This window comes from Paenibacillus paridis (assembly GCF_006345825.1).
GTDB lineage: Bacteria > Bacillota > Bacilli > Paenibacillales > Paenibacillaceae > Pristimantibacillus > Pristimantibacillus paridis.
Genome location: NZ_VCIX01000081.1, coordinates 54,150 through 77,412, shown reverse-complemented (window position 1 = coordinate 77,412; position 23,263 = coordinate 54,150). Strand labels below are relative to the sequence as shown.

Here is a 23,263-nt window from a genome sequence, read left to right as displayed (position 1 = left end):
GTTTCCTGTTCTGCCCCCATTATAACTTGGAATCCACGCGCCAAAATATGACCCATAATTTAGAATAGATGCCTCATTTTTTGGATCATAGGCAAAAAGCCCCTGCCCCGATTTAATTCTTGGTATACTGAAATCACAAATTCAACTGGCTAAAGGTGAATAGGATGAGAGCAATTTTTCCACCATTTCGACATATTACCTTGCAGCGCAAACTGCTTACCTTAGTCATTCCGCTTCTTATTGTAACGGTAGGCATTACCGGACTGTATTCCTATTACATCGCCTCGGGCGAGGTGGTCGATAAGCTTCGCCAATCCCAGATGAACATGGCGATCAAGACGAAGGACCAGCTGGACTATTTTGCCAAGAGCACACTTAGCTTCGCCAATTATTTGTTCCTAAATCCGACTGTGCAGGGCATGCTGATGAACGGGGATACGCCGCAGCAGCGCGATCAAGTATACAAGAATCTGCTGCCGCTGATGGTGACGAACGAAACGATTCAATCGCTCATCCTTTACCCAACCTCCAGCGAGGAAAACTCGGGAGCTCCGTTTGCCATCACGCAGACAGGTATTGCAAGCGCTATCAGTTTGGATGGCTTTGCCAAGACCCGTTATTATGAGAGGCTGGCGAAATCGCCTTCCGGGCAAATATGGGATATGTTCTATCCGTCGGATTACATTTTGCCGGGCGACTACCACCATAAGATCGTCCTGATCAAGCCTTACAAAAACTTTTACAATTACGCGCGCACTGGACTGCTCATTATCGGAATGGATTCGGATAAGCTGAGCAAAACCTTATACCACGACAACGAGGATGCCGCCCAATTCATCATGAACGATCAAGGCATTGTGCTTGCAGCTACGGACATGAAGTGGATCGGCAAGCCGGTAACGGTGCTTCCGATGTTCGATGAGACGGATACGGAAACGATTCATCCCGGTCGCGGCCTGGCGATGCTAAAGAGCAATGAGCAATACATCGTGTCCGATTCCGTCTCTGACATTACCGGCTGGCATACGGTCGTCATTCAGGACCGCAGCAAGCTGGTGCTTGAGCTCAAGCATATCGGATCGGTCACCTTCTCGATCATGGCCGTCGTTACGCTGGTGACGATTGCCCTGTCTTGGGTCATCGCCCGCATCGTCACCAATCCGATGAAAAAGCTGATGCTGTCGATGAAGGCGCTCCAAACCGGCGATTTCACGCAGCGGGTGCATTTTAACGGCAATGATGAGATCGGACGGCTCGGACACCTATACAATACGATGGTCGGGCGGATTAAGACATTGATCGATGATGTGTATGCCTCGCGGCTGAAGGAAAAGGAAGCCGAGCTTAAAGCGCTGCAATCGCAAATCAATCCGCATTTTCTATATAACACCTTGAATATGATCAACTGGACGGCCATGCAGAAAGGCGACAACGAAATATCCGAAATGGTCGTGTCCCTCTCCCAGGTGTTCCGGCTCAGCCTCAACAGCGGCAACGACTTTGTCGAATTGGAGCATGAGATGGAGCTGGTACGGAACTATTTATTTTTGCAGAAAAAAAGGTTTACTACCCGGTTTAATTTCGAGATTGATATGGAGCCGTCCATTCAGCATTTCCGCATGCCGAAGCTGCTGCTGCAGCCGCTGGTCGAGAATGCCATCATCCATGCCATCGAGCCCTCCGGCGGCAACGGCCACATCCATGTCCGGGCTTACACCGAGGACACACACATTGTGCTTGAGGTTGCAGATAATGGGCCCGGCATGCCCGCAGCGCAAGTTCAACGCTTGAATAGGGCTCCCGAGCAGGAGCCGATGAAAGCCTTGCAGATGAATGCCCCCCACTCGGGGATGGCGTTATCCAATATTAAGGAAAGGCTTGCCTTATTTTACGAGCAGGCGGAATTTGAGATCGTAAGCCGGGAAGGCTTAGGTACAAGAGTGCAACTGCGAATCAAACAAAGGGGCGATGGGCATGGCGCTAAAAATGATCGTAGCGGAGGATGAGCAATCCTTCCGTGAAGGCATACTTACGTTAGTGGATTGGAAGCTATACGGCATTGAAATTGCGGGGGAAGCGGAAAATGGCAGGCAGGCACTGGAAATGATTATGAATGATCCGCCGGATCTGCTTCTCACCGACATCCGCATGCCTCATCTGAACGGTCTGGACCTGATCCGCGAGGCCAAAGCCGCCGGGCTTGAATTTCGCTCGGTGCTGCTCACAGGCTATAACGAGTTCGAATACGCCAAGGAAGCGATCAAGCTCGGCGTATCGGATTATCTCTTAAAGCCATGCATGCCGCATGACATCGTGCGGGTAATTTTGGAGCTCAAGCAAAAAATCGAGGACTCGGAAAACGAGGATAAAGCGTTGTCCGATCTTAACCGCAGCTGGAACCGCAACATTCACTTGCTCAAAAACCAAATTTTATCCCAGTGGATTCAGCAGCCGTTAATGCCGCTCGAGAACCGTCAAAGCGTCCTGCGGGAAGTAGGTATGGGGCTTCTGCCAGGACCGGTCCAGGTTGGCATTATCCGAATCGATTCTAGCAACGGCCCTAATGCCGCCGCTTCGAAAAGGGATCTCGAGCTCATTCGTTATGCTCTGCTGAACATTACCGATGAGACGCTCCAGCCGCTGTACGGCGGAAATCTGGAGGTGTTCCGGTATGGGGGCGAGATGCTTTGGATCGGCAATTATCCGGACCATATGACGCATGATGCGGTAGAAGGCGCTATGAAGAAGCTTCAGCTTAACCTCGAAGCTTATCTCAAGCTTTCGATCAGCATCTCCATCAGCTCCGCCCAGCGCTCAGTTGATACGGCCCATATCGGCTATCAGGAAGCAATTGAAGCGATGGAAGCCCGCTTCTATCAGGGCCGGGGCGGCATTTTCTTCTACGCCGGCCAAGGCAAGCCGCAGGCTGCGAAGAGCTCCATCCTCGAGGACCCCTTCCTGCAGCGCATTGAGAAAGAACTGCTCATCGCTCTGCAAAACGAGCAGTATGAACTAGCTGTCGATGCGATCGAAGCCAGCATGTCGCATATCCGCAATAACTCCGGCTATTCCAAAGCGGAGGTGCACCTGCGCTCCACAAGCCTGATTCTGGAGCTGCAAAAGTTCGCTCGGGAAAGGAAGGTTGCCTCCATTGAATGGCAGGACAGCTTCGTGAACTGGATCGAACAAATTCCGAATATGGAGACGCTTGATGATTGCTCTGTCGTCCTCCAAAAAATTGTCCAGAGCATCGTGGAGGCGGTATCCAACCAAAAATCACTGCATCGCACCGTTTCCGCTACGATTGAGCTTATTAAGCAGCGGTACAATACGAATCTTACGCTTGAGCTTGCCGCCAAGGAAACCTTTGTCAGCAATTCCTATCTCAGCTCGCTGTTCAAACAGGAGCTCGGCGTCAATTTCCTCGATTACCTGCATCAGTACCGAGTGGAGCGCTCGAAGGAGCTACTCCGGCAAAGCTACAAGATCTATGCCGTCTCCAAGCTGGTAGGCTACCAGGAAGAGCGCCATTTCAGCTCTACCTTCAAGAAATGGACGGGGCTGACGCCACGGCAATACCAGAAAAACTATAATGCAGAATAAATGCTTATGCGCAAGTCATAGAGCTGCCTTCAAGGTTAACCGCCTTGAAGGCAGCTTTTTTAATGCTGCTCCTGCCTATTCGCAAACGCTATTCGGCTCGCCATTTTATTGAAATTTTTTCCACCGCTCCGTTCAGGAAATGAATTCGCCAACCGATATATAGTTTAGGTAAATAGACCTAGCAGTTCTTTTCCTCCAAACCCTTGTAGGAAGCTCTTTCTGCTGCTCTCATGGGCTGCGTCCATGAACATCCAAGAGGAGGTAGTATTGTGCAGCTTAGCTTTAAAGCTAAACTAATGACCATCATGGGCATCTTCAGCATTTTACTGACGCTCAGCGTGTCCCTGGTGAATCAAAACCGCTTAAAAACCAATCTAATCGCAAGTTACGAGAGAGAGTCCGCTTTAGTGGAGGATACCGTTGTCGCCGCCGTCTCCGCTGCTGACAAAGCCTTTCAGCTCTCGGATCAAGACATCGAAAATAAAATGAAGGGCCATTCCGATAAATTGCTGCAAAAATATAGTGAGCAGGCTGATGTCTCTTCTTGGGACTACCAAGCGCTCAAAGAACAAATGGACGGTATGGACATCTATGTTATTGACCGTTCTCTCACCGTTCGATTCAGCAGCTTCCCGCTTGACGTCGGATTGAACTTCAATGAAGACAGCGGCACACTCCCCTCCTTCTCACGCCTGCTGGAAGAGCGATTAAACGGCAAGCGTTTCACTGCTGATGGAATCGATCAGGAATCTAATACGGGCAGGCTGCGCAAATATAGCTACATGCCAACGCCCGATCACAAATACTTAATTGAGCTCGGACTGTATTTGGATAGTAATCCCGTCTTTCAAAGCTTTAATTTTCTTGAAATCAGTAACAGCCTCATCCAAAAATACAGCTATATTAACGACATTACTATATTTACGACGACGGGAAAATCAATCGGAAAAACCGGAGAGGACACCCGATCGCTCCTTGTATCCCATGAGAATCTCGCAACGTTCAACCAAGCGCTGAAAGAGTCCTCGGTTCAGGTCATTCAGGGTGAACGGGATGGCTTTCCTGTTACCTACCGTTATGTGCCCTACACGGTTCAGTTCGACAACGAGATCACCCGCTTTACGGATCAGCGGATGATTGAAATCGTTTTTAACCATTCGGAATTAAATAGCAAGCTGAAGCAAAATAACCAAGTGTTCCTGCTCCAGCTATTAGCTACCATTGCCATTGCTCTCATTATTTCATACATCATTTCCAAGCTGGTTGCCAGACCGCTTTATTTGGCTTCTCATGATTTGCTTACCGGGCTCTCCAACCGCGCCGCATTTGAAAGCGCCCTTAGCGCCACAATTGATAGAAATAAGAAGAAAAAGAAAAAAACCGCGCTGCTGCATATCGACCTGGACAATTTTAAAAGGGTAAACGATACGCTTGGCCATGATGCGGGAGACTCCTTTCTTATTGAAATTGGCAAACGGATTCGTTCTGCCGTCGCAAACCCCGAGCATGTGACCGCACGGCTCGGCGGCGATGAATTCGTCGTCATTCTTAAACATATCGACAATGAACAAGGAGCAATGGATGCAGCTAAGCATATCATTCATGAGCTTAACCGCCCCATTGAAATCAAAGGCGTGAACGTCATTAATGACTTGAGCACAACCGTCTCCATCGGGATCGCGATTGCCCCTTTGCATGCCCAAGATTCCGAGGAGCTGTACACTTGCGCCGATATGGCTCTTTATCATGCCAAGCGCAGCGGCAAAAACGCCTTCAGTGTATATGAAGCAAGCATGCAGGAGGCGGCTTCTCTCTAACCCCACACGGTTGCAGTTAAGATGACTTCCCAGTGACCCAGTAAGCGTTCCGTTGCTATCTATCCTTTTTGCTGGAGCGAGTATAGTGGGGGCAGGTTTTACTTTGCTGGAGCGACTAATGACTGGACAGGACTTATTTTGCTAGAGTGACTATTAATTGGACAGGACTTATTTGCTTAAGCGGCTATAGAGTGGCTGGTTTTATGTAGCTGGAGCGACTGGGCATGATTTAACTGGATTTTGTCCTGTTAAAATACCGTTATGCGCCGGGCAAAAACAATTAACTGGATTTTGTCCCGTTAATCTAACGGTTTCAAGTCATTTTCGGGAAATAGACTAGAATTAATGGGAGAAATTCCATCTAAATGACCTAAAATCCTAAAATCATCAAAAATAGAGGGACAAATTCCATCTAAGTTACATGGAGAGAAGTCATTGTCCAAAACAATGCGAAAATCGACGAAGGAAAAACTTAGATAAAGTCAGCAACCCGCAATACAGACCTAACCGCAGATGGGTTTGTTCTATTTAAGTTGGATCTAAATAAGATAGATTTGTTGTTGGCGTGTTGGGTCTAATTAAGATAGATTTGTTGTATTCAAGTTGGTTCTATATAGGATGAGTTTGTTGTTGGCATGTTGGGTCTAGATCAGTTGAACGAAAGAAGTGAAGTTTAAGCCAAACGAGAAGATCGTTCTCGAGAAATTTAGTTTAACTTACAAATATCGGTCCTCCTTTTAGATTTATAGAAATAAATAAAAAACGCAGCCCTGCGAATGCACCAGGGCTGCGTTTTGTTCAACTGCGTTTAGGAACCGTTTACTTTCCATGAAGATATGCCTGTAGAAGTCGTTGCCTTCGCGGTAACGTTCAATCGCAGCTTATTCGTTGAGACCGGCGTGAAGGTCGTGGTGTTATACTGGTTACCGAGCAGGCCTAGACCTGACGGGCTGGCGACATTGACCCATGCGGTGCCATTCCAATATTGAATCGTATACGATGCCGGCAAATCAATGCCTCCGTCATCATCGAACCAATAAACTTCAATGCTGGAGATCGTGTAGTTTTGGGAGAAGTCGTATTGTACCCATTGCGTCGTGTTCGGGTTGTTCCAATTGCCATAGATCGGATGCCCGCGATCCGCCGAACTGGTCGGCGCATAACCATCGTTCAAGCCGGCAAGGCTTTCCCATGATGACACAAAGGATGTGGTCGCTACGCCCTGCGGAGCGATATTCGAAGACGCGGTCGAACCGCTGAATAAAGCGCCTACCTCGGTTACGCTTAAGGCTCTGCTGTAAATTTTGAAGTCATCCACCGCTCCGTCCAAATAAGGATCGGACCACTGGGATTTACCGATATAATTGAGGCTTGTGCTGCCAAGGCTTGACGGTTTAAGCGTCATGCTCGTATTGCTAGCCACCTGTACGCCGTCCACATACAACCGCCCGGTTGTGCCCGAGAGCGTAACGGCTACATGCTTCCATACCCCCGTTGGCAGTGCCGGCGCATTCAATTGCTGCTCCGCACCGTTCCCGCTGGTCGTAATGCCAAACCGAAGCCCCGCTCCGCCAACCTGTGGTGCAAGGAACATATACTGGCTAGTTCCCGTGCCGAAATCGAATATGCGTGCCCAATTGCTTAAGCTGTCGATCTTCACCCATGCGGCAATCGTGAAGTCGTTCAGTCCGCTGACAATGCCTGTGGGCAGGCTTGCATAAGCATTCGTACCGTTCAAATCAAGCGCATTGCCCGATTTGCCCGCTACCCATGAAGTGCTTCCGCTCAACGTCGCATGCTTCCCGTTGCCCGAAGCATCATTTGCTGTCGTTCCGCTTGTTTCATTGAATAAATAATTGGCTACAACCTCTGGTATCGCCGCTGCCGGATTGACGGTATGCGTTACCGTATCATTTGCCGTCAAGCTGCCATCGCTTGCCGTCAACCGGAAAACGTAGGTGCCTGCCGCTGATACGGTTGCCGTTGTGTTGATTGCACCGCCGTTTGCGAAGACTGCTGTTCCCGGTCCACTTACGAGCGACCAAGTTGTCGTCACCGTTCCGCTTGGCAAACCGTCATCGGTCACGGTTCCTAAGAGCGTAACAGCTGCAGGCAGCGTGAAGCTTCCGTTAGCTCCCGCATCAACGACTGGCGCCGTATTAGGCAAAGGCGTCCCTTGCTGCAAGCTAATGGAATACGTGGCTGCCGTGCCAATACTCAAACTAATTGTCGCGCTTGCGCCGCTAGCCACATTGACCGAGCCGGCAGCCGCATTGTTAATCAAAATATTGTACGAGCCTGCAGCTAGGCCTTTAAGCGCCACTTTCGTTGTATGCGCCGTACCTGGCGTGCTGTTTTTCAGCGTAAAGCTAAGCGCATTTTTCGCCTTTGCGACCGTAGCAGTCGTATATTTGTCCCGCTCCAGCTCCATGCCGAATTTCTCGGTAATGAGATTCAACCTTTGGAATACGCCGTCCTTCGGAACGACCGTATAGCTTGCCGTGCTGTCCGTTACGTCGCAGCCGTAACAATAAACGCCGAAGATCGGATCTACCGAAACATCGGCACTCAAAATTTTAATCGCTCCGAACAGCCCCAGGTCGGATTCGCCCGACATGCCCCTCCAGCCGTTTTGCAGAGGACCTCCGCCATGGCCAAGCGCCGGATAATTGCCCTTCTCCGCTTGATAGGTCCATGCGACAGCCCCGATATCGGCAGGATCAGAGCTGATCTGACCGGAGTTAATGGCTCCTACGTTGGCGATTTTCGCTGCATAGGATAAGCGCTGCTCCACTTCAGGGTTCGTGGAATTGTTGCGAATCCAATCGTCCATGGCATAACCCGCCAGTGAAACGGTGTACTGGAAATTCCACCAGTTCTCTCCCGTAATGGTTACCGGATCGGTATAGTAGTACCATACCGGCATATGTCCGCGCGCCGCGCGCGTTTTGGTATTGATCTTGCTTTTCATCGTATTGTTATTGTTCATCTTAGCAAGCGTATAGACCGCTTCCTCGCCTGTATTGTCGTAGTTGTATTCCGATCCGTAAGGGTAAGTCGTATTCGCAAAGTTATTGTATTTGGTGGCCATTTTGGAAATGAGATTATTAGCTTCCGCCGTGTATCCCTCATCCTGCAGAGCTTTAATAATTTCCGGTGTCGTCAGCTCGCCCATCAAGCCCGTATTCCAGTTGTAGGCTACGCCTGGTCCGTATAACGCGTTAAAAATATTGTAAGCCCGAAGCAGATAAGTATTTCTCGGATTGTCATACGTGATGAGACCCGGGTAAAGCTTTGCGATCTTGTACATGCTGAAATAAGTATTGTAAATATGAGGATAAGCGTAACCCCGATACGTTGGCGTATCATTCGGGTCCGGCATGAGGAAATCATGAATCAGATAATCAGTCTGATGCTCGCGCATTAATTTGCCCCAGATGGCGACCGTCAAATAATCGTCAACCGCTTCAACCTCGGAAGCGACAGGCGTCTGGACGTTTTTCTCTGCGAGGAATTGACCATGGGTCAAGCCCCAATCGTCTCCCCAGCCCCAATAGCCATTAAATACATTCCGCTTCGAGTTTGAATCCATCATCCAGTCGTCGAATACCTTGTCTCTCAGATCGCCAGGCACGTTCCATTGCGTGCTGTTTACCATAAAGGTAGAATGTCGCTGCAGCGCAGCATCCACCGGTTCTATCGCATAAAATTGCAGAACCGTCTTCTCGCCGTTGCCATAGCTGACGGTCACGTTGTTAGGCCCCAGCTTGTTCATTTGGATGGAATAAATTTTGTGATTCGTGCCGGTTGTGCCAAGGGAAACAATCGTCGTATCGGAAGGGAATTGCGCCGTAACGGAGTTAATGGTTTTAGTTGTATGAAGGTCGAACTTCGCCGTTTGATTCGTTGGCACAATCATGCCTGGCACGACCGTCACGTCAATATGGCCTTCATTGTACAACCGATCCTTTACCTGATTTTCATTAGCTACCTTAAAAAATTTAAATCCATACGTCTTGCTTGCGCCTGGCGCGAGCGTCAAGCTCGTGTTCGGAAGGTATCCGCGGTTCGTGCTCTTAATCACGTTGGAATGGATATAAAACACATTCAAGCCTTCGACCCATCCGCCTTGATCCATAGCCCATTTACTGCCCGGGTGCTCCTCCACTCTCCAACGATCCTGGTATTCGAACCCTGCACCTGTGCTTGCATCCGGTACCATCAATAACGATGGACCAATTCCGCTTGGCCGTGCTGCCGTGATGTAAGAGCTGTTATTGCCGACGAAGGAGTGAGTCAGCACTCTTGTCTCATAGATTTGCTCGTTGTTGCCGCCAGACCAAAATTCGTTGAAGGGCAGCGGAAGTCCCACATCGCCGAATTCAATCGTTTGGGTGCCCGTATTCGTTAGCTCAAACTGCCAGAGGAAATAATCATTGACGAGGGAGTAGGTGTTAACCAACTTGAAGTTTTTCACACCGTTGGCATTGGTAGAATTTTGATACGTAACCGTTACTGTATTTCCGCTTTGCGTTTGCGTTCTCGCATCTGCGGAGCTTTGCGTCATCGCCGTTTGCCAAGCGCCGGTCCCGAAGCGGTATTTGAACATCAGCTCGCCCAGCCACTGATGGTCGGAGGTATTCTGGTTGGGCGTAACGGTCGGATTCATTACATATTGCGTGTTGAACGTATCGCCGGTGAGCCGAAGCGAATTAATTTCGCCGTGCGTACCGGTCGTAATATTAAAGTTGCTGTCGGAGAGCGTGTAGGCAAACGCCGATTGAGGAGTAAACAATATAAATAAAGCGGTTACAAAAAAGCTAGCGCCAAGCATAAGCATTTTCTTGTTAACAGGTAGCGATTGGACCCTCATTCCTAATGCCTCCTAAAAATAAATTATGAGTAGCCTTATGTCCATATCCTGTTGCTTAGATTCTTCTTTACGTCTGAAGCAACGCTGCCTGCATTGCCGCCTCTATCCCTCCTTTCGTTATTGCAACCGCGCATCACCTCCTCTCCATTTATTGCAAGGACGACTAAAAACCCCTAATGCTCAGAGCGGCACTTAAGTAAAAGCCTGCTGCTGAACCTAGGGGAATTTCGCTTTCGTCTATGGGTAGCTAAAGGGAGCTGTTGATCCAAACCGCCATTTCTCCAGGCTCCCTGTTCGCCCATGCAAAATAAGGAATAAATTTCAAATCTATTTTTTCCGCTGCTTCACTCGTATCCTGTCGGTACAATTCATCTTCCCAATCCGCGGAATCGTAACGCGTGCCTTCGACCAGGATCACCTGCATGCCTCCGAGCAAATTAGCATCGAACACGGTTTGGGGCTCGCTGGCTGATGGAAGGCTCAAATGATACAGCTGTGCTCCATTATCGGCTTCCTCCAGACAATAAACGAATGGCCCCCGCTGCAGCGCGACTTTGCCGGCCGTTTGACGAATAAGCGGATGTCCTTTCATCCGAAGAACAGGCATAGCGAATTGAATATCAAGCGTATCTCCCGTCTGCCACTCCCGCTTGATCCGCAAATATCCATTCACGACATCACTCTCGTCAGGGGAGTAGTCAACACCATTGATGACAAGCTGAGCGTCGGTACTCCAATCAGGAATCCGGACGGCCAGCGTAAATTCCGCTTTTTGCGAGACGGAGACAGTGAAGCGCACTTGCCCTTCCCAAGCATAATTGGACTGCTGCTCAAGCTTGATGGCCGTTTCGTTAATAAGAAAATCCGCTTGTCCACCGATATATAAGTGGGCATAAATGGCGTCATCCTGAACGGTATACACATATTGGCCAAGAGAAGCAAGCAGACGGGCAATATTAGGCGGACAGCATGCACAGCCGAACCAGCCCTGCCTGCGGGGCTGCACATGGTCATAATTTTTGTTTTTGCCAAGAATCGGCGGGTATACCTCCAGCGGGTTCACATAGAAAAAGTGCTTGCCATCCCGAGACATGCCGCTGACAACGGTGTTATAGAGCGCTCGCTCTAGCACATTCGCGTATTCGCTGTCGGGTTCCATCTCCAGCATCCGCCGGGCAAAGAAAATCAATCCGATGGAAGCACAAGTCTCCGCATAAATCGTATCGTTTGGAAGGTCATAATCTTGTGTAAAGGACTCACCCTGCGCCATGGAGCCGATCCCGCCTGTCAAGTACATGCGCCTGGAAACGATGCTTCCCCACAGCCTTTTGCATGCCGCCAGCATTCCCTCGTCTCCGGTCTCCGCGGCTACATCCGCCATCGCGGCACACATATAAACGACGCGGACCGCATGACCTACCGCCTGCTCCTGATCCCGCACAGGCTGATGGGCTTGGCTGTATTCCAAATCTTGGACCATAGACAAATGAGGAAAATGAACCGTCTTCCCTCGTTTTTCCCACTCCTGCTCATAAAAATCAGGCTTCGCGCCGCGCTGGTTCAGAAAGAAACGGCTCAGCTCCAAATAGCTTGTTCTGCCTGTCGCCCGGTACAGCTTCATCAGAGCCAGCTCAATTTCTTGATGTCCGTCATAGCCTTGAAGCTTGCCGGGCTCCGAACCAAATACGTGGTCAATATGATCTGCAAATCGGCAGGCAACATCAAGAATGGCACTTTTCCCCGTCGCTTTCGAATACGCAACCGCCGCCTCTATGAGATGGCCTGCGCAGTAAAGCTCATGGCACTCCGCCAAGTTCGTCCAACGCTGTCCCTGCTCTTTAATCGTAAAATAAGTGTTCACGTAGCCGTCGGGCTGCTGCGCTTTGGCAATTAGCGCGACCACTTCGTCTGCCGCCTTCTCCAGCTCAGGGTCAGGCGCCATTTCCAATAAATAAGCGACCGCCTCCAGCCATTTCGCCACATCGCTGTCCTGAAACACCATGCCGTAAAATGAGCCCTGCTCGAGTCCGGCAGCAATCTTAAAGTTTCGGATCGCGTGGCTTGGCTCCGCGTCTGCTACGCGGTCATTCAGCACTTCCCATTGATAAGGAACCACGACATCCCGAACCAACTGAATATAGTCCGACCAAAAATGATCCTGTATGCTTACCTTTTGAACTGCCGATGGCTCGGAGAACGTATGGTTCTGTTTATTAATCATGCCTCTTTCTCCTTTTCGCTCTATCGTTATCCCTTCACGCCGCCTACCGTCAGGCCTTCGATAAAGAAGCGCTGAAAGAACAGGAATAGCAGCAGTATAGGTAAAATGGTTAAAATGGAGCCTGCAAGCAGCACCTCATAATTGTTGCTGGTTGGCGACAACAAGCCTGCAAGGCCGATTGGAAGCGTAAACTTTTCCGTCGACCGTAACACGATGACCGGCCACAAGAAGTTATTCCAGCTGAACAACGCCTGCAAAATCGTCATGGCCCCGTAAGCGGGAAGCATAAGCGGAACCATGATACGCAGGAAGATGCCCATTTCCGTACAGCCATCGATTCTTCCTGCATCCATAAAGTCCTTGGGCAAGCCCATGGCAAACTGGCGGAAGAAAAAAATCGGCAGCGGCGCAACAACAAATGGCAAGATGACTCCCCAAATCGAATCGATAATAAACAAATCAATCGATAGCTTGTAGAGCGGCAAAATAATGATTTCGACCGGAATCATCATTACGGCCAGCACCAGAGTAAATACGAGCGTTCTTCCCTTGAACCGGTACATGGCAAGTCCGTATCCTACCATCGATGATAAAAACAAACATAACAAAGTAAATACGGCCGTAATGACTAAGCTATTGCGGTACCAGAAAAAAAAGTTTTGCGAGCCGCCTTTGCCCGAAAATATAGCCTTGTAATTCGCCCAGGTCATCACATCGAAATCAAGCCGCACGTTCAGCCCGTAACGAAAAAGCTCCGAAGCCGGCTTCACCGAGGCCAGAAATAAAGCAAACAGCGGAAACAACGATATGACGGCAAGCACCGAAAAGAAAACAATCAATACGAAGGAGGGTATTTTCCCTGATCGTTTTTCTACCATCCCACTAGTCCTCCTTCTTAAAGAAACCAAGCACATTTAACTGCAGCATGCTGACCAGCAGCGTTATGGCTAGCAGTGTGATACCGATGGTCGAGCCAAAGCCCAAATCAAAATATTGAAAGCCCTGCTGGTAAATGTAGCCTACCATCGTCAGGCCGATATTTTGCGGTGATCCTCTGCTTCCCCACAGCATAAAGCTTTCGGTAAACATCGCGTAGCCGCCATAGATCGTAATCGTAAACACATATATCGTGATTGGCCGCAGCAGCGGTACCGTTATTTTCCAAAACTTATTTAGCGTTCCCGCTCCATCGATATCTGCCGACTCGTATAGCTCGTTTGGAATGCTTTGAAGCGCAGACAGAAAATAGAGAATATTAATACCCGCCCAGCGCCATGTTGCAAGCACGACTAAGGCAACCATGCTGAGCGATGAGCTGAGTAGCCATTTCTGGCTGTCGAAGCCAAACCAGCTAATAAATGAGTTCATAATCGCACCGTCAAGCTCACTGAAAATTAAGCGAAAGATGATGCCCGCGACGACGATGGAGGTAAGCGCGGGAATAAAGAGACTTGCTCTAAAGAAATTTCGAGCACGCATCAGCTTCGCGTTCAGGAACACCGCGAGCAGCAGCGGCAGCGGTATTAACACAAGCAATGTCCAGAAGGTATAGCGAGTGCTGTTAAGCAGCGCTTTGTAGAAATCAGGGTTAAGCAGCTTCTTATAATTATCCAAGCCGATAAATGCGACGTCACCAGGCAGCACCCGTTGGAAGCTCATCAAAATGGCATTCAATAACGGGTACGAGAAGAAAATGAGAAACGATAAAATAAAAGGCAGAATAAAAAGATAGGGTGCCAGCTTTTGCCCATTGATCTTTCTTGTCCTAACAGCTCTGCTTTGGCCATATTGGACTTGTTTACCGGCGTTCATATTTGTCTCACCCCTACGCAATCTGTTGCAAAATGACCACCAGCGCTGCTGCCTCATTTCCGGCTGCTGGCAGCGCCGGCTGCCATCCTACTCTCTATTTCATGAATTTAATTATTTCCCTGTATCTTTGCGAAGCGCTTCAGCGGCTTTCTTAATCACCGTCTCCGGATCTTCACCGAATTGAAAAATTTTAGGCACAATCTCGTTGCGAACGGCGTCGAATACTTTCGGCGAGGTCTCACGAATATTGACTGGATAAATCTCGTCTTTAATTTCAGTCAGCGTTGCGAAAATATCCGTGCCGAAGTAGTCCGTAAACTTATTTGGCTCTGACATCGCCGGATCGCTCCAAACCTCAGTACGGATTGGGTCCATGCCTAGCTGCTTCCATACTTGAATGTTGCCTTCTTTTGAAAGCTTCGCATAAGCTAGAAACTTCTTGGAGAGTTCCAGCGCTTTGGTTTGGTTTGTGATGGAAAGACCCGTTCCTCCCATACCTGCCGAGCGGTTGCCGCCTTCTTCCCACGCTGGCATTGGCCGGATAATCATTTTCCCTTTTAGATCAGGCATTTCATCCGTAAAGCGATTCATGAACCAGAAAGGCATAAATACGGCTGCGGCTCCCCCGCCATTCATAAAGGCTTTGTACTCCGGAGTATCATGGCCTGTTCCTGGAGAAACTGCGGCAATTTTCTCGTCGACCAGCTTCTTAAAGAATGTCATCGCTTGAATATTGCGCGGATCATCTACGGTGATTTCGCCGTCCGGACCTACTTGATCCGATTTCATTTGGTTAATGGCCGGCCACCAAGACCAGTTGCCGCTACCTTCAAATGTAATAAACGGAACGCCCGTTTTTTCAGCGACTGTTTTTCCGTAAGTTTCAACATCGCTCCAAAGCTTAATATCGTCTGGATTTACGCCCGCTTTATCCATCAGCTCTTTGTTGTAGTACATGACTGTCGCGCCTACATGAAGATCAACACCGTAATATTTCCCATCCTTGCTGTAAATTTCAACGCGCGACTTGACGATATTCGGAATTTCCGGCTCAACGATATCGTTAAGCTCGACAAGCTGCACATCGCCCTTCATAAAGTTAGGAAACTTGCTTTGCTCAATGTCAACCAGATCGGGTGCACCTTTGCCAGACTGAAGCGCAAGCAGCAGCCGGGTGTGCATATCGTCGTAAGGTATATTTTGCGCATCAAGCTCAATTTGCTGGTCAGGATTGCCTTTATTCCATTCGGCAGCCATAAAGTTGTAGAAATCGGCATGCTGCTGAACGAAGGTCCAGAGCGTTAGTTTTGTCGGTTCCGCTGCTGGCGGCGCCTCGCCACCTTCGGCTTTCGTCCCTGCCGGCGAAGCCGAGGGCTTAACGTTCGTACCGTTATTTGTACTGCTGCATGCTGTCAACGCCATCGTCAAAACTAAAAATAGTGCTGTCAAACCTAGACCCATCTTGCGCATTTCTTCATCCCCCGCAACGTTTTTTTATGCTCAATCCTATCGGATCATAGCCAACCTGAAAGTAAGCGTTTCCAACTAATATCTAAACGTTTAACTTACCCACTAAAAAAAAGGTGTTCACCTTTTTGGAGGAGCTACGGAATCTCTTTCGACTAATCTGCATAAGGGCTTCTCGGAAATCTGAGCGTCTTCCCCTTGCAGAATACGGGATATGGCTTCCATCGCTTGATAGCCAATCTCATGCAGCGGCAAATCCATCGTCGTAATGCGCGGGATTAAATATTGGGTGAACTCACGATTATCAAAGCCCATAACCGATAGCTGCTCAGGAATCGCAAAACCCATCTCAAACGCCGCCCGCATCACGCCTACTGCCATCACATCATTCATTGCCAGTATAGCCGTTGGCGGAACAGAGAGACCTAGCAGCTCTTTCGTCAGCTGGTAACCGGATTCCGCTTCCCAATCGCCCATTTTAATCAGCAAAGGATCAAAGGGCAGCTCAAATTCTGTAACGGCTTTGTAAAAACCGTTAAAACGCAGACGGGAAGGAATGGAATTCATAATTCCACTAATAATCGCAATTCGCGAATGGCCCTTGTCGATCAAATGTTTCATCGCATCATAAGCTGCTTGTTCATCATCGTATTGAATAGAAGGGTTGCTCTGTGTGTAGCTGTAGGTATAAACAATCGGCTTTCCGGAAGTATCGCACAGCCCTGTTAAGTCACGCGGATGCACACCGATATAAATAATGCCTTCTACCTGCTTGCTAAGCAGCTCGGAAACGGCACTTTCCGCATATTGCCGATAAGTGTCCATATCGTCCAAGCTATGTCTAATTCGTTTGTCCAGCCTCATGTTCGTTAGCAAAATATGCATATCGAGCCGCTCTGCGCAATCATGAATGCCGTCAATGATTTCCGGTACGTTAAATACCGTTACATCCTCCGCAATAACGCCGATCGTGTTGGTTCGCCTGCGCTTTAAGCTCTGGGCAGCATTATTGGGCTTGTAATTCATTTCCTCAATGACTTGAAGCACCCGTTCCCGGGTATTTTGCTTGACATTGCGTGTGCCGTTTAATACATAGGATACTGTCGCTGTGGATACCTGCGCCTTTGCGGCGATGTCTTTAATGCTTATGTTAGTCACGCGAGCACCCCTTTTTTAAACGTTTAGATTTTGTATAATTCGGTTATATCACATTAACTGCTTTTTCTGCAAGCGCTTTTTTGTAAATAAATACAAACCCGTGGAACAACCTTCACGATGAAGGCCATCCCACGGGCAATTGGTTCTTAAACCATTACTTTACAAATATCGTTCGTGAACGCAACAGGGTCTTGAATTGGCAAGCCCTCAATCAGCAGCGCCTGATTGTACAACAAGGTTGTATAAAGGCCCAGCTTCTCTTTATCCTGCTCGTTAGCTGCTTTTAGCGATTGGAAAATGTCGTGATTGACGTTGATTTCGAGCACCTTGTCCGCTTTTACGTCTTGGCTGTTTGGCATCGCCTTCAAGATTTTCTCCATCTCGATCGTAACCTCGCCCTCAGTAGACAAGCATACCGGGTGGGTTTTCAAACGTTTCGACGCTTTAACGTCCTTCACTTTGCCTGCAAGGATCGTTTTCATTTGCTCGAATAGCTCTTTGTTGGCATCCTGCTCTTCAGCTGTTTCCTTGTCCTTCTCGTCCGCTTCAATGCCAAGATCGCCGCTTGAGACCGATTTGAATTCTTTATCTTTGTATTTCGCTACGATTTTAATCGCAAACTCATCGATATCGTCCGTGAAGTACAAAATCTCGTAGCCCTTGTCAGAAACCATTTCCGTTTGCGGCAAGCGCTCGATCCGCTCAATCGACTCACCTGATGCGTAGTAGATATATTTCTGATCCTCTGCCATGCGCGATACGTACTCATCCAGCGTAACCAGCTTGTTCTCCTTGGAGGAGTGGAACAGCAGCAGATCCTGCAGCACGTCCTTATTAGCGCCGTAATCATTGTACACGCCAAATTTCAGCTGTCTGCCGAAAGCTTTGTAGAAGGTCTCGTACTTCTCGCGCTCATCCTTCAGAATGCCAAGCAGCGCGCTTTTAATTTTACTATTAATATTTTTCGCGATCAGCTTCAGCTGGCGGTCATGCTGCAGCATCTCTCTGGAAATATTCAGCGACAGATCCTCGGAATCTACCATCCCTTTCACGAAGCTGAAATAGTCGGGCAGCAAGTCCGAGCACTTCTCCATGATGAGAACGCCGTTCGAATAGAGCTCCAGCCCTTTCTCGTACTCCTTCGTGTAATAGTCGAATGGGGTGTTCTCCGGAATATACAAAATCGCGTTATATACAACAGCGCCGTCAGCGCTTATGTGCAAATGCTTGATTGGCTTATCGAAGCCATAACGCTTCTCGAAATAAAACTGCTCATAATCATCAGCGGTCAGCTCGTTTTTGTTTTTGCGCCAGATCGGCACCATGCTGTTGACCGTTTGCTCTTCCTGGTATTCCTCAAACTCATTCTCGCTGTCTGCTTTCGGACGTTGTCCCTTGACGTCCATTTTGATCGGATAACGAATGAAATCGGAATATTTTTTAATAATTGATTTTAAGCGATATTCCTCCAAATACTCATCGTACTGATCATCCTCGGTGTTTTCCTTAATGTTCAGCACAATTTCCGTACCTACAGTGTCCTTCTCGCAAGGCTCAATGGTATAACCGTCCGCACCTGTTGATTCCCATTTGAACGCCTCATCGCTGCCAAGCGTCTTCGATACGACCGTCACCACGTCCGCAACCATGAACGCCGAATAGAAGCCTACGCCGAATTGGCCGATAATATTATGGCCGTCCTTAAGCTCGTTCTCCTTCTTAAAGGCAAAGGAGCCGCTCTTGGCAATGACGCCAAGATTGTTCTCAAGGTCCTCCTTCGTCATGCCGATGCCTGTATCCGTAATGGTCAGCGTACGGTTTGCTTTATCTGCAACTACCTTGATGTAATAATCCTCTTTGTTGAAAACAAGCTGATCATCCGTCAGAGCTTTGTAATATAATTTGTCGATCGCATCGCTCGCGTTCGATACAAGCTCTCTTAGGAAAATCTCTCTTTGCGTATAAATGGAGTTAATCATCATTTCCAGCAGTCTTTTCGATTCTGCTTTAAACTGTTTTTTGGACATGAGTAGGTCGTTCCCCTTCCATTCATCAATCATAAAATCATTAAGGATGTGTGACAGGTGGCTTGTACAAATGCTCAACTGCGTCAGCCTCTATCTTAGCACTCAATTCCTTAGAGTGCTAATCCTTATTTTTATATAACATAAACCATTTTTTAATGTCAACCGGCAGCTCGGAAAATAACAAAAAAAAAGAAGCCGTTCGAAAGGTCGAGGACCTTTTGGAACGGCTCTTTTTCACAAGTGAATCGTTATCGGATTACAGCAGGCCTTCTTGAAAAGGCGTTTCTAGCAGGCTCCGGTAATGCCGCTGCTGCGTATAGAAGGTTTCGCGTATTTTATCGGCCCCTTTCTCTATCTTGCCCACTCTGTCCAATATGCTGTCGCTAAGCTGTTCGTCTCCAGTGGAGAGCACAAATTCAGGCAGCTTAAGCGAAAGTCCAAAATCAATGGCTTTAAAACGATAACCGAGGCAAACGAAAGGGACCCCCGCCGATGCGGAAAGATAGCTCGCATGCAGCTTGAAGTTAATGGTCAGCGCGTAGGATTTCAGCTTCTCAAGCAGATCCTCATGATGGTAGAGTTCCAGATCCAGCTCGACGTTCTCCTTGTCCCCAAGCTTCGCGTATAATCGCTTGCACGCCTCGCGGTCAGGTCCCCATACCGAATAAATGTTAATCTTATAACCTTGAGCAATCAAGGCGCTAAGCGACTGAACCAAATGCTTCTCCACCTTCTCTTCGCTCCCGCCAAATATGCGGTTATAAGCAGTACCCCAGTTAACGCCGATCGTCCGTGACTTCTTGGATGGGTGGACCGGCGACGGGGCGGGCAGCAAGAAGGCAGGATCGCCGCTTATGATCGTCTGTGCTTTGGGAACGCCGGAGTGCTCCAGAAACTGATGAGACAACGGTCCGCGAACTCCGAAAAAAACCGATTTCTGCGCCAGTTCCATTAGCTTGCCATTTGTCGCTTGGTTTTCTCCTGTATACGCTAGATTCGTCGTGATTTTCCCCGCTGCATCAAAAACAGGGTAATCCTGGCGGTCGTGGCCACTTCCCCAAATGATCACGTTTTTCTTTTTAGCCGCCGCTTGATAGGCAACGTCGATATAGCCTGGAATAAGCAGCGAGCCGCCGCCAAGCACCACCGTATCATAAGGGCCTGGATTACGAATATCGACACCGGGAATCGAAGGAATAACGTCATAATGCTTGTCAGGCAAATACGACCGGCATAGATCGCGGAACAACAGCCACATTAATTCATCACCTATATTGTTAAATCCAAGCCAGCCTACATATAAAATCCGTTTCATAAAATACCGCCCTTCATCGTGAATGACCTATGGCCGAATGATACACCAGCATCGCCTGCTCGGTGGCCCGCTCGGCATGAAACTCCTGTTCGATCCAGCGCCTCCCGTCCTTCCCGATCGCTCGCAGCCGCTCTAAATCGCGGCAGCCCTCGGCAATTTCATTGGCAAATAAATACCTTGAGTAAGCGGAGTAAGAACCGTGATCGCCAAAATAATGCGACCAGGCTTCCCCGTAATTCGACGGCTCTACCCAGCCAAAGAAGCCGTGGTTGCCAATCGCGAGCACCGGCTTCTCGCAAGCCATCGCTTCGAGCGCGACACGGCCTGTGCCGACCACGATATCTGCCGCATTGTAGCATTCTCGCATTTGCGCTTGCTGGCCAATCACATGGATAAACGTCTCCCCGCTTTCTTCCTCAATGAACGCGGCAAGCTCCTTGATCGCTTGATATTTGGGGCCGTCGCCGACGACAATGAGTTGCAGGCGGTGCCAGCCGTAGCGATGCAGATCCTTCATTGCTCTAAGCAAGGTATCGCATGCGGTAGCTTTACCCCACGCCAAGCGGCTGGCGTAGACGAGGACAACCGCATCCTCTGCGATGCCAAGCTCTCCCCGCAGCTGGGAGCCTGACGCCGGATAAAATTCTTGTACATCGATGCCGTTCGGTATGACGGTAGAGGCAAAGCCAAACCTCTCCATATACTGCTGGACAGGAGCACTGACACTAATGACTTCCTTGGATAAACCAAGTATCGTTTTCAAGCTGCCTGGCGGATAATAAGTGCCATGAGCTGTAAATACCGTTGGAATGCCTAGCAGTGCTGCCGCATTTGCGACGAGCAGCCCTGACGGGGTTTGATGCACATGCACGCAGTCAATGCGCTGATTTCGCATCAGCTGCAGCAAGATATCGATCTGCAACGCTTGCTCTCCTCGACTGGCCCTTGCGAAATCCAGCAGAAAGACCGCACAGCCGGCCGCCTCGAACCGGGAACGCATGAGGCCGTCCGCAGAAACGATGCTCACGCGTTGTCCTTTGCGGATGAGTGCAGTGGCCAGGCTCAATACATGCGTTTCCGTACCGCCGGCATCCATACTGTCCAGAGCCATTAACACGGATAACGACGGGCTTGTCATGTTTGCTTCACTCCTTCTTATTGTAATAAGCCAAAGACCGTTGATGGGTATGCAAACGGTAGTAGTACAGAATGTCTGGAATGTTCGCAATCTGCTGTTGATTGTTCAAAAACTTAACGATAAACTCGTAGTCCTCTGCGCCAACGATTCGTCGGCTCAGTCCCCCGATGCGATCGAACGCTTCGCCGCGGAACATGATCGTCCCATGACAGATGCAGTGGCCTCCATTTTGGTAAGCCTTGCGGATCTGATCGCCATAGTGAAGCCATTTGGCAGGCTCGTATTGCCTCTGCTCCCCCTCTTCAAAGGCTGCATAATTGGTTCCAACTAGCGCCATCTCCGGATGGTTAGCCAAATAAGCTACCTGCTTCTCCAGCCGCTGTGGATGAGAGAAATCGTCTGCGTCCTGAACGGCAATATACTCTCCGCGGGCAAGGAAAAATCCGGTCGTCATCGCTCCTGAAAACCCAGCGTTTCGCGGCAGCCGCACTACAACAACGGAATCCGTGCCCGCAATGCCATTTGCCTCGCACCATGCCTGTACCACATCGACGGACCGATCGGTCGAAGCATCGTCGATGATAATAATTTCCTTGTTTATATAGGTCTGCCGCTGCAAGCTGTCCAGACACTCGATGAGATAAGGCCCGCGATTGTAGTTCGTAATCACGACACTCACTTTTCCTGGTTCCCGCTCCATCATCCCTTTTCCTCCATTCTCTCTTTACCATTCATCGCATACATCGCTTCCAGATGATCGCCAATGATTTGCATGGCGGCCAGGGATTGATTAAGTCCTGACCTGGCATGCTTTTGTGGCCGGTAGCGGTTCATTCGATCCACCTCAACCTGGTGTACCGGCTTTATCCGTAAGCCTCCCATCACGCCAATCGCATAAGCCTTTGGCGGGCAGATCAGCGAGTGCCATGGCATAATCGCAAGCGCCCGCCTATTCATGGCAAAGGGCACTTGAACGAGCGACGCATTAGCAAGATCGCCGCGGCCGAGTGCTATATTCAGCGCTACCTTTAGTGCCGTAACCGAGTTCCAAGGAGCGCGCATGCCAAGATGGTGATCCAGCTTATTAACGGCCACATCGCAATCATTCCGCACTGCTTCCGAGAAGGGGAAGAGCTCCTTCCATGGCATATGAAAATCACCGTCCACAAACAACAAACGATCACCGGTAGTTGCATAGGCGCCAATGGCTCTCCCCACATCCGTTCCCAGCGGCTCTTCGAAAACAATCGTCGATGCTCCAAGCTGACAAGCAATGGCTTCCGTGCGATCGGTGCTCCCATTGACCACAACTATAATTTCGGATGGATGAAGCTTTGCTGCCTCTTGAATGACGCGCCCAATCGTGGCTTCTTCATTTTGAGCAGGTATCACGACGGACAGTCGATCCCCGCCCGAATCGTCTGTATTTAAGGAAAAGTCGACTCCCTCTCGAATAGGGGGCAGCAGCCTCGTCCCCTCCCGCAGCTGCCCGATCAGGTCCCGTCTTCTCCCCCCGTCGGTACAGCCCTGCCTATAAGATGCGGACATAATGGATAACCCTTGAGCGAATGAGCACATCCTCTGTGCCGCCATAGCCAGGTACCGTTAATGCCTGAACAACAGCATAAGAGAAGCCTACTGCGATTAATTCGCCCGCAATCACTTCGCCATTCGAGAGGACAACCTCAACGCTTCTCCCCACATACGTGCGGAGCTTGAAATAGAAAGACACAAGATCAACTCCTACCATTTGATACCTTCATCCTATTCGAGAGATTCATAGAGTGAACGGCGTAAGGCTATTTTGAAAAACTTTTCATAGAAACGTCGAA

Annotated in this window: 15 protein-coding genes; 3 read left to right on the top strand and 12 right to left on the bottom strand. The window is 49.2% G+C overall.

Going from position 1 to position 23,263, the window contains the following annotated elements:
- Window positions 1-164 precede the first annotated feature (164 nt).
- The 3 genes from FJQ58_RS10310 (at window position 165) to FJQ58_RS10300 (ending at window position 5,420) form a co-directional block, all read left to right on the top strand.
- Window positions 165-2,006 carry a sensor histidine kinase gene (locus FJQ58_RS10310; RefSeq protein ID WP_139992985.1) on the top strand — a complete coding sequence of 614 codons (1,842 nt, stop codon included), beginning with the start codon at window positions 165-167 and terminating at the stop codon, window positions 2,004-2,006.
- Window positions 1,975-3,603, top strand: coding sequence for a response regulator transcription factor (locus FJQ58_RS10305; RefSeq protein ID WP_162341412.1), 1,629 nt, complete (start codon window positions 1,975-1,977; stop codon window positions 3,601-3,603). The genes FJQ58_RS10310 and FJQ58_RS10305 overlap by 32 nt, the downstream gene beginning before the upstream one ends.
- A gap of 269 nt (window positions 3,604-3,872) precedes the next feature.
- Window positions 3,873-5,420 carry a GGDEF domain-containing protein gene (locus tag FJQ58_RS10300; RefSeq protein WP_139992981.1) on the top strand — a complete coding sequence of 516 codons (1,548 nt, stop codon included), beginning with the start codon at window positions 3,873-3,875 and terminating at the stop codon, window positions 5,418-5,420.
- A gap of 808 nt (window positions 5,421-6,228) precedes the next feature.
- Here the strand turns inward: FJQ58_RS10300 and FJQ58_RS10295 are convergent.
- The 12 genes from FJQ58_RS10295 to FJQ58_RS10240 form a co-directional block, all read right to left on the bottom strand.
- Window positions 6,229-10,293: a DUF5695 domain-containing protein gene (locus tag FJQ58_RS10295; protein ID WP_238403954.1), complete on the bottom strand. Its 4,065-nt coding sequence runs from the start codon at window positions 10,291-10,293 to the stop codon at window positions 6,229-6,231.
- A 247-nt stretch (window positions 10,294-10,540) separates the two neighbouring features.
- Window positions 10,541-12,514 carry a glycoside hydrolase family 127 protein gene (locus FJQ58_RS10290; RefSeq protein ID WP_139992979.1) on the bottom strand — a complete coding sequence of 658 codons (1,974 nt, stop codon included), beginning with the start codon at window positions 12,512-12,514 and terminating at the stop codon, window positions 10,541-10,543.
- A 26-nt stretch (window positions 12,515-12,540) separates the two neighbouring features.
- Window positions 12,541-13,392, bottom strand: coding sequence for a carbohydrate ABC transporter permease (locus tag FJQ58_RS10285; RefSeq protein ID WP_139992977.1), 852 nt, complete (start codon window positions 13,390-13,392; stop codon window positions 12,541-12,543).
- 4 nt (window positions 13,393-13,396) lie between these two features.
- Window positions 13,397-14,326 (bottom strand): carbohydrate ABC transporter permease, encoded by a 930-nt coding sequence (locus FJQ58_RS10280; RefSeq protein WP_139992975.1) that lies wholly within the window; start codon window positions 14,324-14,326, stop codon window positions 13,397-13,399.
- Between the two features lie 111 nt (window positions 14,327-14,437).
- The gene (locus FJQ58_RS10275; RefSeq protein ID WP_139992973.1) at window positions 14,438-15,796 is read right to left on the bottom strand and encodes an ABC transporter substrate-binding protein; all 1,359 of its coding nucleotides are present in this window, start codon (window positions 15,794-15,796) and stop codon (window positions 14,438-14,440) included.
- Between the two features lie 117 nt (window positions 15,797-15,913).
- Window positions 15,914-16,951 (bottom strand): LacI family DNA-binding transcriptional regulator, encoded by a 1,038-nt coding sequence (locus tag FJQ58_RS10270; protein WP_139992971.1) that lies wholly within the window; start codon window positions 16,949-16,951, stop codon window positions 15,914-15,916.
- A 146-nt stretch (window positions 16,952-17,097) separates the two neighbouring features.
- Window positions 17,098-18,978 carry a molecular chaperone HtpG gene (htpG, locus tag FJQ58_RS10265; protein WP_139992969.1) on the bottom strand — a complete coding sequence of 627 codons (1,881 nt, stop codon included), beginning with the start codon at window positions 18,976-18,978 and terminating at the stop codon, window positions 17,098-17,100.
- Between the two features lie 256 nt (window positions 18,979-19,234).
- Window positions 19,235-20,293 (bottom strand): polysaccharide pyruvyl transferase family protein, encoded by a 1,059-nt coding sequence (locus FJQ58_RS10260; RefSeq protein ID WP_139992967.1) that lies wholly within the window; start codon window positions 20,291-20,293, stop codon window positions 19,235-19,237.
- Window positions 20,294-20,306: 13 nt separating this feature from the next.
- Window positions 20,307-21,431, bottom strand: coding sequence for a glycosyltransferase (locus FJQ58_RS10255; RefSeq protein WP_139992965.1), 1,125 nt, complete (start codon window positions 21,429-21,431; stop codon window positions 20,307-20,309).
- Between the two features lie 7 nt (window positions 21,432-21,438).
- Window positions 21,439-22,134 (bottom strand): glycosyltransferase family 2 protein, encoded by a 696-nt coding sequence (locus FJQ58_RS10250; protein ID WP_139992963.1) that lies wholly within the window; start codon window positions 22,132-22,134, stop codon window positions 21,439-21,441.
- Window positions 22,131-22,979: a glycosyltransferase gene (locus FJQ58_RS10245; protein ID WP_162341410.1), complete on the bottom strand. Its 849-nt coding sequence runs from the start codon at window positions 22,977-22,979 to the stop codon at window positions 22,131-22,133. Before FJQ58_RS10245 ends, FJQ58_RS10250 begins: the two co-directional genes overlap by 4 nt.
- Window positions 22,963-23,181, bottom strand: coding sequence for a hypothetical protein (locus FJQ58_RS10240; RefSeq protein ID WP_139992959.1), 219 nt, complete (start codon window positions 23,179-23,181; stop codon window positions 22,963-22,965). Before FJQ58_RS10240 ends, FJQ58_RS10245 begins: the two co-directional genes overlap by 17 nt.
- Window positions 23,182-23,263: the final 82 nt, after the last annotated feature.